General features: G+C 36.8%; 11 protein-coding genes. 10 read left to right on the forward strand and 1 reads right to left on the reverse strand.

Annotated elements, in window-relative coordinates:
• Positions 1-4 precede the first annotated feature (4 nt).
• The 5 genes from P164_RS16575 to P164_RS16595 all read left to right on the forward strand — a co-directional run bounded on the left by P164_RS16575 (position 5) and on the right by P164_RS16595 (position 6,772).
• A complete protein-coding gene (locus tag P164_RS16575) occupies positions 5-1,834 on the forward strand; it encodes a cbb3-type cytochrome c oxidase subunit I (RefSeq protein ID WP_028377439.1) in 1,830 nt (609 codons plus the stop codon).
• A 121-nt stretch (positions 1,835-1,955) separates the two neighbouring features.
• Positions 1,956-2,978 carry a Holliday junction branch migration DNA helicase RuvB gene (gene ruvB, locus P164_RS16580; protein ID WP_028377440.1) on the forward strand — a complete coding sequence of 341 codons (1,023 nt, stop codon included), beginning with the start codon at positions 1,956-1,958 and terminating at the stop codon, positions 2,976-2,978.
• A gap of 3 nt (positions 2,979-2,981) precedes the next feature.
• Positions 2,982-4,319 (forward strand): cytochrome P450, encoded by a 1,338-nt coding sequence (locus P164_RS16585; RefSeq protein ID WP_028377441.1) that lies wholly within the window; start codon positions 2,982-2,984, stop codon positions 4,317-4,319.
• Positions 4,316-5,245, forward strand: coding sequence for a tRNA epoxyqueuosine(34) reductase QueG (queG, locus tag P164_RS16590; RefSeq protein WP_028377442.1), 930 nt, complete (start codon positions 4,316-4,318; stop codon positions 5,243-5,245). Before P164_RS16585 ends, queG begins: the two co-directional genes overlap by 4 nt.
• 177 nt (positions 5,246-5,422) lie before the next feature.
• Positions 5,423-6,772 (forward strand): MFS transporter, encoded by a 1,350-nt coding sequence (locus P164_RS16595; RefSeq protein WP_028377443.1) that lies wholly within the window; start codon positions 5,423-5,425, stop codon positions 6,770-6,772.
• Between the two features lie 7 nt (positions 6,773-6,779).
• On the opposite strand, the gene P164_RS16600 is transcribed toward P164_RS16595, so the two are convergent.
• Entirely contained in the window at positions 6,780-7,811 is a 1,032-nt protein-coding gene (locus tag P164_RS16600) for a LacI family DNA-binding transcriptional regulator (protein ID WP_028377444.1), read from the reverse strand.
• 158 nt (positions 7,812-7,969) lie between these two features.
• Between P164_RS16600 and P164_RS16605 the strand changes: the two genes are divergently transcribed.
• From P164_RS16605 to ruvA, 5 genes are all read left to right on the forward strand, one after another.
• Positions 7,970-10,600: a TonB-dependent receptor gene (locus P164_RS16605; RefSeq protein WP_028377445.1), complete on the forward strand. Its 2,631-nt coding sequence runs from the start codon at positions 7,970-7,972 to the stop codon at positions 10,598-10,600.
• A gap of 93 nt (positions 10,601-10,693) precedes the next feature.
• Positions 10,694-11,863: a glycoside hydrolase 100 family protein gene (locus P164_RS16610; protein ID WP_028377446.1), complete on the forward strand. Its 1,170-nt coding sequence runs from the start codon at positions 10,694-10,696 to the stop codon at positions 11,861-11,863.
• Positions 11,860-12,789 (forward strand): carbohydrate kinase family protein, encoded by a 930-nt coding sequence (locus P164_RS16615; RefSeq protein WP_028377447.1) that lies wholly within the window; start codon positions 11,860-11,862, stop codon positions 12,787-12,789. The genes P164_RS16610 and P164_RS16615 overlap by 4 nt, the downstream gene beginning before the upstream one ends.
• A 72-nt stretch (positions 12,790-12,861) precedes the next feature.
• Positions 12,862-15,168: an NADP-dependent malic enzyme gene (locus tag P164_RS16620; protein WP_028377448.1), complete on the forward strand. Its 2,307-nt coding sequence runs from the start codon at positions 12,862-12,864 to the stop codon at positions 15,166-15,168.
• A gap of 71 nt (positions 15,169-15,239) precedes the next feature.
• Entirely contained in the window at positions 15,240-15,821 is a 582-nt protein-coding gene (gene ruvA, locus P164_RS16625) for a Holliday junction branch migration protein RuvA (protein ID WP_028377449.1), read from the forward strand.
• Positions 15,822-15,858 lie beyond the last annotated feature (37 nt).

A 15,858-nucleotide genomic window follows, 5' to 3' on the forward strand; every position in this document is an offset into this window, starting at 1 on the left:
GATTATGTCAGCACATTCAAATGCACTGGACCATGCTCACGATGATCACGATTCACATCACGATCATCACCAGACTTTTATAAGTAAATACATTTTTAGTACAGATCATAAAATGATCTCTAAACAGTATTTAATTACCGGTCTTATAATGGGTATTATTGGTATTGCTATGTCTATTTTATTTAGATTGCAATTAGCGTGGCCAGAAAAAAGTTTTACGGTTTTTGAAATATTTTTAGGTAAATGGGCGCCAGAAGGTGTTATGGATCCTAGTATCTACTTATCGCTAGTGACGATACACGGTACTATAATGGTTTTCTTTGTACTTACCGCCGGTTTGAGTGGTACTTTTAGTAACCTTCTTATTCCGCTTCAAATAGGTGCGCGTGATATGGCTTCAGGATTTTTGAATATGGTTTCTTATTGGCTATTTTTCTTGTCTGCTGTAATTATGTGTTGTTCTTTATTTGTTGAATCAGGGCCTGCAGCTGCCGGTTGGACTATTTATCCACCATTAAGTGCATTACCTAATTCAATTTCTGCGGCGGGTACCGGTATGACATTGTGGTTAGTTTCTATGGCTATTTTCATTGCGTCATCACTGTTAGGTTCACTTAACTATGTGGTAACTGTAATTAATTTGCGCACAAAAGGAATGTCTATGACCAGACTTCCACTTACAATTTGGGCGTTTTTTGTAACTGCTATCATTGGTATTGTTTCATTCCCGGTATTATTGTCTGCAGCTTTATTACTTATAATGGATAGAAGTTTTGGAACTTCTTTCTTCTTATCAGATATATATATTGGTGGTGAGGTACTGCACAATAGTGGTGGTTCTCCAGTACTTTTTGAACACTTATTCTGGTTCTTAGGTCATCCGGAAGTATATATTGTATTATTGCCTGCATTAGGTATATCTTCAGAGGTTATTGCAACAAACTCACGTAAACCTATCTTTGGTTACAGAGCAATGATTGCTTCTATTTTAGCTATCGCATTTTTATCTACCATAGTTTGGGGTCACCATATGTTTATTTCAGGTATGAATCCATTCCTGGGTTCTGTATTTACCTTTACAACTTTGTTGATCGCTATACCTTCAGCAGTAAAGGCATTTAACTACATAACCACTTTATGGAAAGGTAATCTCCAGTTTAACCCAGCGATGTTATTTTCTATTGGTCTTGTTTCTACCTTTATTACGGGTGGTTTAACAGGTATTATCTTAGGAGATAGTACGCTAGATATAAATGTTCACGATACCTATTTTGTAGTAGCTCACTTTCACCTGGTAATGGGTATATCTGCATTGTATGGTTTATTTGCTGGTGTTTACCATTGGTTCCCTAAAATGTTTGAAGGTAAAATGATGAATAAAAATCTTGGTTATGTTCACTTTTGGGTGACGGCTATAGGCTCTTATGCAGTATTTTTCCCAATGCATTTTATAGGTATGGCCGGTTTACCGCGTCGATATTATTCAAATACTGCTTTCCCATATTTTGATGATTTAGCAGATGTAAATATTCTAATTACAATAGCTGCAATAGTTACTGCTGCTGCTCAGCTCGTATTTTTATACAACTTTATTGTTTCAATTTTCTACGGTAAGAAAGGAGAATTAAACCCTTGGAAATCAAATACGTTAGAGTGGACTACAGGTCATGAACACATTCACGGTAACTGGGCTGGTGCAATACCAAGCGTGTATCGCTGGCCTTATGATTACAGTAAACTCAATGAGGATGAAAGTGATTATGTTATTGCCGGTCAGGATTATGTTCCTCAGACAGTTCCACTTCAACCAAATGAAGAAGAAATGAATCATTAAGATTCAAAATAATTTAATCTAAAAGCCCGCTCATCTAGCGGGCTTTTTTATTGTTAATGATTAATTTAGGCTAATACTTTGTATGTATTTTGCCTGAGTTTTGAATTAGTATATTTACACTATGAATGAGAATTTAGATGCCAGTGGTGAAAGCTTCAGTAGAGAAGAACACGATATAGAACGAGCATTAAGACCCTTAAGTTTTGATGATTTTACAGGACAGGAACAGGTTATTGAAAACCTTCAGATATTTGTACAGGCAGCTAATAGGCGAGGAGAAGCATTAGATCACACACTGTTTCACGGCCCGCCGGGTTTAGGGAAAACCACACTTGCTAATATTTTAGCCAATGAACTTGGTGTGAGTATAAAAATTACCTCGGGTCCGGTTTTAGATAAACCTGGTGATCTTGCCGGTCTTTTAACAAATTTAGAAGAGCGAGACGTTCTTTTCATAGATGAGATACATCGTTTAAGTCCTATTGTAGAGGAATATTTATACTCTGCGATGGAAGATTATAAGATAGATATTATGATCGAAAGTGGGCCAAACGCCCGTACGGTTCAGATTAATCTCAATCCGTTTACATTAATAGGTGCAACCACACGATCTGGGCTTCTTACGGCACCTATGCGAGCTCGATTTGGTATATCATCACGTTTGCAATATTACGATACCGAATTGCTAACGACCATAGTACAGCGCAGTGCTGAAATATTAAATGTGCCTATAGATATGGAGGCTGCAATTGAAATTGCGGGTAGAAGTAGAGGTACTCCGCGAATAGCAAATGCCTTGCTACGTAGGGTACGTGATTTTGCTCAAATTAAAGGCAATGGTAAAATTGATATTGCTATTGCGCGCTTTAGTTTAAAGGCACTAAATGTTGATGCTCACGGTCTCGACGAGATGGATAATAAAATACTTTCTACAATAATAGATAAGTTTAAAGGAGGGCCTGTAGGTATTACAACATTAGCAACTGCGGTATCTGAAAGTGCAGAAACCATAGAAGAAGTGTATGAACCTTTTCTAATTCAACAAGGATTTATAATGCGTACACCGCGTGGACGAGAGGTGACGGAAGCGGCCTATAAACACCTGGACAGAATAAAAGGTCCTGTTCAAGGTGGCTTATTTTAATTGATGAGCACTATGCAAAAAATACCTCAGGTTTCGCGCCTAATGTTTATTAAATCAGCGCGTGCTATTTTAAAGAATCCGCTTCCATTTCATAAAAAAAACTTTAAACTTAAAGGAAATACTTTTCGGTTAAAGTTGGGTATATCTGAAAGTGTTGTATTTTCTAAAGATCCATTATTCGCACAATATGTGCTTCAAAAAAATCAGAAAAATTATAAGAAGTCTCCTATACAAACTAAAGATCTTGCAAAATATCTGGGGCAGGGTTTATTAACTTCAAACGGAACACACTGGGCAAAGCAGCGTAAACTTATTCAACCTGCTTTTCATAAAAAGCAATTAGCCACTTTAATTGATAAGATTGAACAAGCTGTCATTACTGAAATTGAAAAAATCGAAGTAAATAAGCCTTTCGATATTTTTCCCATTTTTAATGATCTTGCTTTCCAGACTGTCGTGAAAGCTTTGTTTAGTAGTGCTGTAGATCAGAAATCTATAAAAAGACTGCAATACATTACTGAAGCAGCTCAGGAAATGATGGTCAGAGAATTGAGACAACCGTATTTAATATGGTGGTTTAAACTTTCTGGACAGTTAAATAGTACATTAAAACTCACTCAGGAGGCACGGCAAATTCTAAAAGATTTAGTCAAAGAGCGTCAAAACCAAAATAAACGACAGGATGATTTGTTAGATATGCTTCTTGATGCGCGTTACGATGACGGTTCTGCCATGGCAGAAGAGCAGCTTATAGATGAGATTTTAATACTATTTACAGCCGGGCACGAGACTACATCTAATGCATTAACTTTTACTGCAGAATTACTGGCCAGGCATCCAGAAGTTCAGGATAAATTATATGCTGAAATAAGCGAACTAGATAATGAGAATGACCTTTTACTTAAAATCAAAAGTTTGCAGTATGTAGAGCAGGTTGTAAATGAGTCTATGCGACTTTATCCTCCTGCATATTTTATAGATCGAGTAAGTATAGCGGCAGATTCATTTTCAGGTTATGAAATTGCTCAAAATACGAGCTTACTTTTTTCTATTTATGAAATACACAGAGACACAAATTTTTGGAAAGATCCTAATAATTTCAACCCCGATCGCTTTATTGAGGACACGAGCATTAAGTATTCACCCTATTACTATCCCTTTGGTGCGGGGCCGCGAATGTGCATAGGTAATAATTTTGCTATGTACGAAATGATTTTGGCAGTGGCGGAATTAGTTAAGCGTTTTAAAATTGAGTTTAAAGCCAGTCCTATTGAAATTAATCCCTTAATAACCCTTAAGCCTAAAGACGCAATACTTCAGTTTACAAAACGTGAAAATTGATAGATAACAGGTCAAAATATACCCAACTCATAAAAACTGAGGCGCAACGTCTTGGCTTTATGTCGTGTGGCATTTCAAAAGCAGAGTTTTTAGAACAGGAAGCTCCCCGACTTGAGCGTTGGCTCAAAAAAAATATGCACGGAGAAATGGGCTATATGGAAAATCATTTTGACAAAAGACTTGATCCTACGTTACTGGTTCCCGGCGCAAAAAGTGTGGTTTCCTTGCTTTTAAATTACTATCCTGAAGCGCATCAACGCAAAGACTCTTATAAAGTTTCTAAATATGCCTACGGGACAGATTATCATTTTGTAATTAAAGACAAACTTAAAGAGCTTTTAAATTATATAACTAAAGAAATTGGTGCTGTAGATGGGAGAGCATTTGTAGATTCTGCGCCTGTTTTAGATAAGGCGTGGGCAGCCAAAAGCGGATTAGGTTGGATAGGTAAACACAGTAATTTGCTCACTAAGCAAGTAGGTTCTTTTTATTTTATTGCAGAACTAATTATAGATCTCGATCTTGAGTATGATACACCGGTTACAGATCACTGTGGTTCCTGTACTGCTTGTATAGATGCATGTCCTACCCAGGCAATTGTAGATGCTCACGTAGTTGACGGCAGTAAGTGTATTAGTTATTTTACCATCGAACTCAAAAACGAAATACCATCCTATGCGCAGGATAAAATGGATGAATGGATGTTTGGCTGTGATATTTGTCAGGATGTTTGCCCGTGGAATCGATTTTCTAAACCTCATAATCAGCCTTTATTTAGTTCCAATCAGGCTATTTTAGACTATTCCAGAAATGAATGGGAAGAACTTACGCAAGATTTATTTTCAGAAATCTTCAGGAAATCACCGGTAAAACGTACTAAATATGCTGGTTTAATGCGGAATATAAAATTTATAAAGCCAGAATAGGTAATATAGTATCTTAAGGTAATAAATTATAATTTCTTGTTAATATAATAGCATATTCTTGTATATTGACCGCTGTTTTTAGTGATCTAATTCTCGAAAGCGTTTGCGTTTTCTGTATTGCTATTTTAAAACAACTTTCTATTTCTACATTTAATTATAATCTATTAATATTCTTTTATGAATAAGATATTGAGTGCAATTAATAAACCTAAACTTTCATTCTGGCAAATTTTCAATATGAATGTTGGTTTTCTCGGTATTCAGTTCAGTTTTGGACTTCAGCAAACAGCCATAAATCCTATCTTTTTATTTTTAGGTGCTTCAGAAGATATGCTGCCTATTTTAAATATTGCAGGGCCTATTACGGGACTTGTGATTCAGCCAATAATTGGTGCTATTTCTGATAAAACCTGGTTGCCAAAATGGGGTGGTCGAAGAAAACCTTTCTTTCTTGTGGGAGCGCTAATAGGAAGTTTGTGTTTATTTGCTTTTCCATACAGTCCGGCGCTTTGGTTTGCTGTAGGTTTACTCTGGATTCTTGATGTGGGAAACAATATGGCGATGGAGCCCTATCGTGCTTTCGTGGGAGATAAATTACCTGCAAAGCAATTGAGTTTAGGATATCAAATGCAAAGTCTTTTTGTAGGCGCAGGTATAGTTCTTGCAAACGCTTCAATCTTCCTATTTCAAGATTGGTTTGGTGGAGGCGATGTAGCTGATGCTGCAGGCTCGATCCCAAAATGGTTATATTATTCGTTTTTTATAGGAGCTGTACTTTCAGTAGGAACAATTTTGTGGTCTGTTTTAAAAACTCCTGAAATCCCACCTACAGAAGAGGAACTTGACGAAATTAACCAGCATAGAGCACTTCCATTTTCACAGCGGTTAAAAATACCATTTATTGAGATTGCAAGCACCATTAAAGAAATGCCTCGATTTATGTGGCGTGTTGCAGGAGTGTATTTATTTCAGTGGTATGCATTATTTATTTACTGGCAGTTTACGGTGCCTTTATTTAAAACAACAATGGGTTTCAATACTTCACAGGCAGCCGCACAGGCAGCAAAGATGAGTACGACTTATAATATCACCACTATTGTAGTAGCATTAGCACTAGTGCCGTTAACTTTGAAATTTGGGGGACGTAAAGTGTATTCTTTAAGTCTTTTTGGTTCTGCACTAGCACTGCTTACGATACCCTACATTACAGATCCTATATTAGTATTATTACCTATGATCTTATTCGGAATAGGATGGGCGGCGATGATGGGTATTCCGTACACGATGGTTTCTAAAATTGTTCCTCAGAAAAAAAGAGGTATTTATATGGGTATTTTAAATATGATGATTGTAATCCCAATGGGTATTCAAACAGTCTCTTTTGGTCCTATTTATAAATATTTATTAGGTGGTAATGCAGTAAATGCAATACTTTTTGGTGGTGTGTTCTTTATGATCGCAGCAATTTTGGCATTACGACTAAAGCCAAAACACGCAGAGAAAGTATTTGAAGAGACAGAAGGATAATACATTACTAAATAATTGTATTATTTGTTGAATCACGGGTTATTAAAGCAGTAGGTAAAACTACTGTTTTATGCTTTATAGCGGTTTTTTGTTTACCTGCGTTCAATTCTTTCAGCAATAATTTAAATGCTTTTTTACCCATTTTAAACCCCGGTTGATCTACCGTGCTCAATGTGGGCGTAATTGCAGAAGATACAAACCAATTACTAAATCCCATTAAAGCAATATCCTGTGGCATTTTTATACCCTTTTCATTAAAAACTTTAATGGCGCCTACCGCAACTTGATCTGCACCCGTGAATAAACCATCTATGTCTGTATGATCTTGAAGTAGTTTTTCTGCATTTCTAATGCCGTCTTCAAAATCTACTGCAGGGCATTCGTAAACTATAGAAGGGTCGTACGGAATATTGTAATCTTTTAATGCCTGTTTGTACCCAAGGAAACGGTCGATTGCGTTTTGAGGAATAAGTGTTCCTCTAAAATGTGCAATGCGTTTACAGCCATTTTTTAATAAATGAGAGGTAGCAATGTACGCTGCTTTGCGATCATCAATAACAACTTTAGAACAGGGTACAACCTTAGCTATTTTATCAAACATCACTAATGGAATTTTACGGTCTATGACTTCTAAAAGATGTCTAAAATCATCAGTTTTATTTGCGAGCGAAATTATAATACCGTCTACACGTTTATCAATAAGAAGATCTATTTGCTTTTTCTCTAGCTCATAGGATTCATTAGACTGAAGAACTATTACGAGATATCCTTTTTTTTCTGCAAGTTCTATAATGCCGTTAACAACCGTCGAAAAAAAATGATGTACAACATCAGGAATGATCACACCTATAATTCTAGATTCTTTAGTTCTTAAATTAACAGCAAACGAGTTTGGTTTGTAATTGAGACTTTCAGCAATCTCAAGAACTTTTTTTCTGGTTTTAGGGCTTACATCTTTATAACCTTTCAAGGCTTTTGAAACGGTAGTAATAGAAATGTTCAATTTTTCTGCAATATCTCTTAAGGTCGTCTGTTCCATACTCAAATTTAAACATTGTACTATTAGCGCAACTATTTAAATGAAAATCGAAAACGTTTTCGGTTAAATCGAAAACGTTTTCGATGATTTTTTAATCATTTCTACTTTATAAGTCTATTTAATTTGAGGGTATCAAGTAATCATTAAATCATATTGAGATGAGATTAAATAGGTTTTCAAACGTTTTCTTACTAGTACTATTTTTAGTAGTAGGATCTGGCCTTATGGCCCAATCAACAATTTCTGGTACTGTAAAAGATAATGCTGGTATGGCATTGCCGGGAGTAAATGTTATTCTTGAGTCTATGAGTAAAGGCTCTGTTACAGACTTTGATGGGAATTATACTATTACAGATGTTGCTGATGGCTCTTATACAATACTAGTATCTTATGTAGGTTTTAAGACTGAAAAAAGAGCGATCACAATTAGCGGAGAAGATGTGGTTTCTAACTTTGATTTACAAACTGACGCACAATCTTTAGATCAGGTAATTGTAACCGGTGTTGCAAACCCAAGATCACGTATAGAATCTAGTGTTTCGGTTACGAGTTTAAAGCCAGAAGTGGTTCAGCAATCTGCGCCAAGAAGTACCGCTGAGATTTTTAGAACCATACCGGGTATTCGTTCAGAATCTTCAGGTGGTGAAGGGAATGCGAACATCGCAGTACGTGGGGTGCCTATTTCTTCCGGCGGATCTAAATATGTACAATTACAAGAAGATGGTTTGCCAGTATTATTGTATGGTGATATATCTTTTGGTACAGCAGATATCTTTACCCGTTTTGACAGCAATGTAGCTCGTATTGAAGCTATACGTGGGGGTTCTGCATCAACATTATCTTCAAACTCTCCGGGTGGTATTATAAACATCATTAGTAAAACCGGAAAACAAGAAGGCGGTTCTGTAGGAACTACTTTAGGTCTTGATTACAGTAGTTTCCGTACAGATTTTGATTATGGGGGTAAGATAGGTGACGGTTTATATATGCATATGGGTGGTTTTTACCGCGTAGGTGAAGGTGTGCGTCCTGCAGATTTTACTGCAAATAATGGAGGCCAGTTTAAATTTAATATCACTAAGGAATTTGAAAAAGGCTATGTGCGTTTAAGCGCCAAGTATCTTAATGATCGTGCTATCGCTTACCTTCCGGGACCGGTTGCCGTTACAGGTACTAACGCAAACCCTGAGTTTTCAGATTTAGCTAATTTTGATGCAACCCGCGGAACACTGCATACCCCATTCCTTGAGCAAAATGTAGGTTTTGGTCCTAATGGTGACTTGCGAAGATCTAAAATTTCTGACGGTATGAACCCCGTGAGTACTTCAGTAGGTCTTGAGGCTTCATTTGATTTAGGGAACGATTTTAAGATTAAAACAAACGGAAGATTTAGTATGAATAAAGGAAGATTTGTATCTCCTTTCCCTGCGCAGGTTGCAACTGCTGGTGCGCTACTAGGTGATGATTTTGCTGCAGCTAACAATTGGAGTTCTTTTCAATACGCAAATGGTGATGGCGCCGTAGCCAATGATGCGGTTTTAGCGCGTATTCATCTATTTGATACAGAGCTTAACAACTTCAATAACTTTATGAATGATATTAAGCTTACTAAGAAGTTAAATAACTTAAACGTTACTTTAGGTTTCTTTAAATCTATGCAAAATATCTCAATGTCCTGGTTGTGGAATTCCTATCTGCAAGAGGTATCAGATGATAATGCGCGTTTAGTAAATATAGCTGATGCAGCGGGTAATTCTTTAAGTGAAAACGGACTTTATGCATACGGGACACCATTTTGGGGCAATCTACATCGTAATTACGATACGCGTTATAATGTATCTGCACCCTATGTTAACTTAGGTTTTGAAGCTTCAGAAAAATTAAATTTTGATGCAAGTTTACGTGTTGATTTAGGTAGAGTTGATGGTACATTCACTGGTGGTACTTCAAGACAATTTGATGTAAATAATGATGGTATTATATCTGTGCCAGAACAAAATGTTTTTGCTGTAGATAATGCTAATGCAACTACTGTTAACTATGATTATGATTATGTATCGTATTCTGTAGGAGCTAATTTATTGCTAACAGATCGTCAGGCGGTATTTGGTAGATATAGCCGTGGTGCTTCTGCAAAAGCAGATCGTATTTTATTCTCAGGTTTAAATTATCTTGATGGTGATGCAATTAATGGTTTAGATTTTATCAACCAGGCAGAATTAGGATATAAAAACAACTTTGAGAAAGGTGCACTTTATGTAACTGCTTTTTACGCTAAAACTATTGAAGAAGGCGGGTTTGAAGCAACTTCGCAAACTATTATAGAAAATGATTACAGATCACTAGGTCTGGAGATTGAAGGTTCTTATTCCTTTGAAGATTTTAGCTTAAGAGGAGCTCTTACTTATACAAATGCGAAGATAGATTCTGGGGATAATGAAGGAAATAAGCCACGTAGACAGCCAGACTTTATTTTTAACGTAATCCCTACTTACGATTTTGGTGCTGCAAAGCAAAATTCTGTAGGATTAAGCTTTGTAGGTCAAACTAAGGCGTATGCTCAAGATTCAAATGAACTTATTCTACCGGGATTTGTTATGGTTAACAGTTTTGTTAAAGTAGGTATTACAGAGTCTTTAAGCGCTAATATTTCAGCAAACAACATTTTTGATTCTTTAGGTATTACTGAAGCTGAAGAAGGAAGTATTATAGAAGGACAAACAAATTTTGTTAGAGCAAGAGCTCTAAGCGGTAGATCGTTAAGCCTTTCACTCAACTATTCGTTCTAAACCCCCTTATTATAATTAAATTGTATTGTAGTGGATTAATTCTCAGTAATTAATCCACTACTTATTTAAAAAATAACCAAACAAGTTTTAGTTATGATAGAATACAATAAAGCAAAAGATTTACTTCATAAAGTAGCTTCTCCACAAGGTTTTCTTGCAAGCGCCAACGATATTTCAAATTATAGGAGAGTTTGGGCACGTGATGGTGTTATATGCGGTTTAGCTGGTTTACTTGATGGTGATAAACAGCTTACTGAAGCTTTTAAACAAACGCTTATCACATTAGCAACACATCAACATAAGCTAGGTAATATTCCTTCAAATGTTCATTTTGCAGAAACAGGTGTTGAAATCAGTTTTGGAGGGCTAGCCGGTCGTGTAGATACAGTTTCCTGGTTTATAATAGGAGTTTGTCAATATGTACATAAAACGGGAGATACCGCTTTTTTTAAATCTATGAATGAAGCTATAGAAAAGGGGTTTGCATTAATGCATAGTTGGGAGTACAATGATGGAGGTTTAATGTATGTACCGCGCAGCGGAAACTGGGCTGATGAATATCCTACTCAAGGTTTTATTTTATATGATCAATTACTTCGTGTCTGGGCTATGCGTTCGTATCTAAACCTAGTGGAAGATGCAGATTTAAAGTCTAAGGTAAAGACCATTGAAAGTAAACTCGTCAAAAATTATAAGCAGCGTGGTGAGCAAGAAGCTGTTTATCATCCTAAAGCATATTCTAATCTTGATAAAAAACCGTATTGGGTAGCATCCTTGGAGCCTGCTGGTTATCAAACGCAGTTTGACGCATTTGCTAACAGCCTTGCACTTATGCTAAAATTAGGAAGTCAAGACGATCAGGATGAGTTACTCGCTTATACAGAAACTACTCGTAAAGAATTAAAAACAAATCTCCTGCCTGCTTTTTGGCCCGTAATTAAAGAAGGAGATGAAGACTGGCGTTTTCTAACAAATAATTGTAAGTATGAGTTTAGAAACTATCCCTATGAATTTCACAATGGGGGAACCTGGCAAATGGTTAATGGTTTTTATGGTTTGGGGCTTGTGCACTTAGGAAAACAAGATATAGCACAAGAGGTGTTAGGTCACATAAATACTTTAAATGCCTATGAAGATTGGTCATTTTACGAAAATTTTAATTCTCAAACAGGGGCGCCTAATGGTGTGCCTTATTGTACTTGGAGCGCAGCTGGTGCTATTTTAATACAACAAGCTCTAAACGGTAATACACTGGCATTATGAAAAAAGATATAGATATTATTTGCGCAGGTGAGATTCTTATAGACTTTATAGGAATGCAGGATGACGTTTCTATAAAAGAGACAACTTCATATTCTAGATATTTAGGAGGAAGCCCAACAAATGTAGCCGTTAATACTTCTCGATTAGGACTTAACCCTCGTATTGTTTGTGCAGTAGGTAATGATGGTTTAGGAGATTTTATGCTTAGTAAACTTGGTGCATATCATTTAGATACTCAAAGTGTAGGTGTTCGGGAGTCGCAACCTACGAGTGTGATTTTAGTTTCTAAAACTACAGGAACTCCAGATTTTGTAGCTTACAGAGAGGCTGATAAGGAGATTTATGAAGAGCAACTTTCTCAAGAGCTGCTGGAGCGTTCAAAAGTTTTTCACACCACCTGTTTTGCATTGAGTAAAAAGCCTGCGCAAACAAGTATTATGGCCGCGGCGAAACGCGCTAAAGAATTGGGTTTGAAATTAAGTATAGATGTCAATTTTAGTGAGCGTATCTGGCCAGAACGAGAAGAGGCAATCGAGGTGATTAAATCTTATTGCAGTTACAATCCTTTAGTTAAAATAAGTGAAGATGATATGTTTCGCTTATTTGAAGTTCACAAATCACATGAAGAGATATTTGATTTTTTCCATAGTAATGGTGTTGATCTGGTTTGCTTAACACTAGGTGCTGCTGGTGTAAAAATAGCCAGAAGGAATGCTAAAATTTTAGAATTCCCAGCTTTAAAAATTGAATTTATAGCAGATGCTACAGGAGCAGGAGATGCTTTTTGGTCTGGTTTTCTATTCGGATATTTATCTGGTTTTGATGATAAAGAAGCAGCTCAAACCGCATTAAAAATGGCCGCTTTAAAACTTCAGTACCTGGGTAGCATTCCCGAAGATGTAGATGTTTTGGCTAAAATAAGCTAAAGGAAAAGAGGTCATTTCTTAGGGTGATTCAATAATAGGTTTACTTTTGTAGTACGAGTAAACCATTAAATTATGAGTAAAGAAAGTAAGCGAAGAGAAGCTTTAGTTTATCACGCAAAACCTACTCCTGGGAAAATTGCGGTAGTACCAACCAAGAAATATTCATCACAGCGCGATCTGTCATTAGCCTATTCTCCCGGCGTTGCAGAGCCTTGTTTAGAGATTCAAAAAGATATTGAAAATGCCTATAAATACACAGCTAAAGGAAATCTTGTAGCTGTAATTTCTAACGGAACCGCAGTTTTGGGTCTAGGAGATATAGGGCCTGAGGCATCTAAGCCGGTTATGGAAGGTAAAGGATTACTCTTTAAAATATTTGCCGGAATTGATGTTTTTGACATTGAAGTAGGTACAAAAGATGTAGAAGAATTTATTGCAACGGTTAAAAATATCGCTCCAACATTTGGAGGGATTAACCTTGAAGATATAAAAGCTCCTGAAGCATTTGAGATTGAGCGCCGTTTAAAAGCAGAGTTAGATATACCGGTTATGCATGATGACCAGCACGGTACAGCTATAATATCTGCCGCTGCTTTACTCAATGCGGTAGAGCTTACCGGAAAGAAACTAGAAGATGTACGCATCGTAATTAGCGGTGCAGGGGCAGCAGCTGTTTCATGTACCCGTTTGTACAAAGCCTTTGGAGCATCACCTCATAATATTGTGATGTTAGATAGTAAAGGGGTTATACGTAGCGATCGGGATACCTTATCTGAAGAAAAGGCAGAATTTGCTTCAGATCGTAAAATAGATACCTTAGATGAGGCGATGGTTGATGCAGATGTTTTTATAGGTCTTTCTATAGCAGACATCGTTACACCAGATATGCTTTTGTCTATGGCACCTAACCCTATTGTATTTGCAATGGCAAATCCTAATCCTGAGATTGATTACGAGTTGGCAACAAGTACACGTAAAGACATTATTATGGCTACCGGTCGTTCAGACCATCCTAATCAGGTGAATAATGTTCTTGGTTTTCCCTTCATTTTCCGTGGTGCTTTAGACGTTCGCGCTACTAAGATTAATGAAGAGATGAAAATGGCAGCTGTAAAAGCTCTTGCCGAGTTAGCAAAAGAATCGGTTCCTGAGCAGGTAAATATTGCCTATGGAGAAACCCGTTTAAATTTTGGAACAGATTACATTATTCCAAAACCATTTGACCCACGATTAATTACAAAAGTACCTCCTGCAGTGGCAAAAGCTGCTATGGAAAGTGGTGTGGCACGCGAGCCTATAACAGACTGGCAAAAATATGAAGACGAATTGTTAGATCGAATGGGGTCTGATAATAAGATCGTACGTCTTATACTTAACCGTGCAAAGACAGATCCTAAGCGTGTGGTTTTTGCTGAAGCAGATCAACTCGATGTGATGAAAGCTGCTCAAATAATTTATGATGAGGGTATAGGTACTCCCGTTTTGTTAGGAAATAGAGAGACCATTATTGAGCTTATGGAAGAGCTTGATTTTGAAGCAGATATTGAGATAATAGATCCTAAGACGCCAGAGGAAAAAGTAAATCTTAATAAATATGCTAATATATACTGGCAAGGTCGTAAACGTAAGGGAGTCACGCTTTTTGACGCTCAAAAGCTGTTGAGACAACGTAATTATTATGCTGCAATGATGGTAAATGAAGGCGATGCAGATGCAATGATTACCGGTTATAGCAGTAGCTACCCTTCTGCAGTTAAGCCGGTTTTAGAAGTAATAGGAGCGGCGCCTAATGTTCAAAAAGTTGCTGCGGCAAACCTTATGAACACGAGTAGAGGTCCTTTGTTTTTAGCAGATACTTCTATAAATATCGAGCCTACTGCAAAAGAACTGGCTAAAATTGCTTTGATGACTGCGCGTACAGTTAGGTTATTTGGTATGGAGCCGGTTATAGCAATGATTTCGTATTCAAACTTTGGTTCTTCAAAAAACCCACAGGCAGATAAAGTTAGAGAAGCGGTGGCTTATTTACATAAATATTATCCAGATTTAGCTGTTGATGGTGAGGTGCAGGCAGATTTTGCGTTGAATGCAGAGTTGCTAAAAAGTAAATTTCCATTTTCTAAATTAGCAGGTAGAAAAGTCAATACGCTAGTATTCTCAAATATAGACTCGGCTAATATCATGTATAAGATGATTAAGGAGCTCAATAATGCAGATAATATAGGACCTATAATGATGGGTATGAACAAGCCTGTTCACGTACTTCAGTTAGGTGCTAGTGTTGACGAGATAGTTAATATGGCGGCAGTTGCAGTTATAGATGCTCAACAAAAAGGTAAAAAATTACAAGATGTTCTATTAGGCCAATCAAAAGTCTAATACTCTATCTAACAGGCTTCAATTGTGCTAATTAATTTTAGTACATTTGAAGCCTTAACTTTTTTAGCTAGATGATTACTTTTTTGAAGGGCAAGTTGGTCGAAAAAAACCACACAGATGTCGTTATTGATTGTCAGGGTATAGGATATTTTGTAAATATTTCGCTACATACCTTTTCACTTTTGCCAGAAGGAGAGCTTATTATGCTCTACACATATCTTCATATAAAGGAGGATGCTCATACACTTTACGGCTTTGCTCAAAAGTCGGAACGAGAGATATTTAAACTATTAATATCTGTGAGTGGTGTGGGTACAAGTATTGCACGTACTATGTTGTCTTCATTAGACCCTACGCAGGTAAAGCAAGCCATTGCAACGGGAGATGTAAGAACAATTCAGGGTGTGAAAGGAATAGGCGCTAAGACTGCTCAGCGTGTAATTCTTGATTTAAAAGATAAAATTCTTAAAGTTTACGATGTTGATGAAGTTTCGGCGGGAACAGGCAATACCAATAAGGATGAAGCGTTATCAGCTTTAGAGACTCTTGGCTTTGTACGTAAACAAGCAGAAAAAGTTTGCGATGTTATCGTGCGTGAAAATCCTGATGCTACTGTTGAAACTATTATAAAATTGGCCCTTAAAAAACTTTAATAGACTTTGGTTACAAAACTACGCTGGTTTTCTTTTA

The sequence above is a fragment of the Leeuwenhoekiella sp. MAR_2009_132 genome, assembly GCF_000687915.1.
In the GTDB taxonomy this organism is placed as follows: domain Bacteria; phylum Bacteroidota; class Bacteroidia; order Flavobacteriales; family Flavobacteriaceae; genus Leeuwenhoekiella.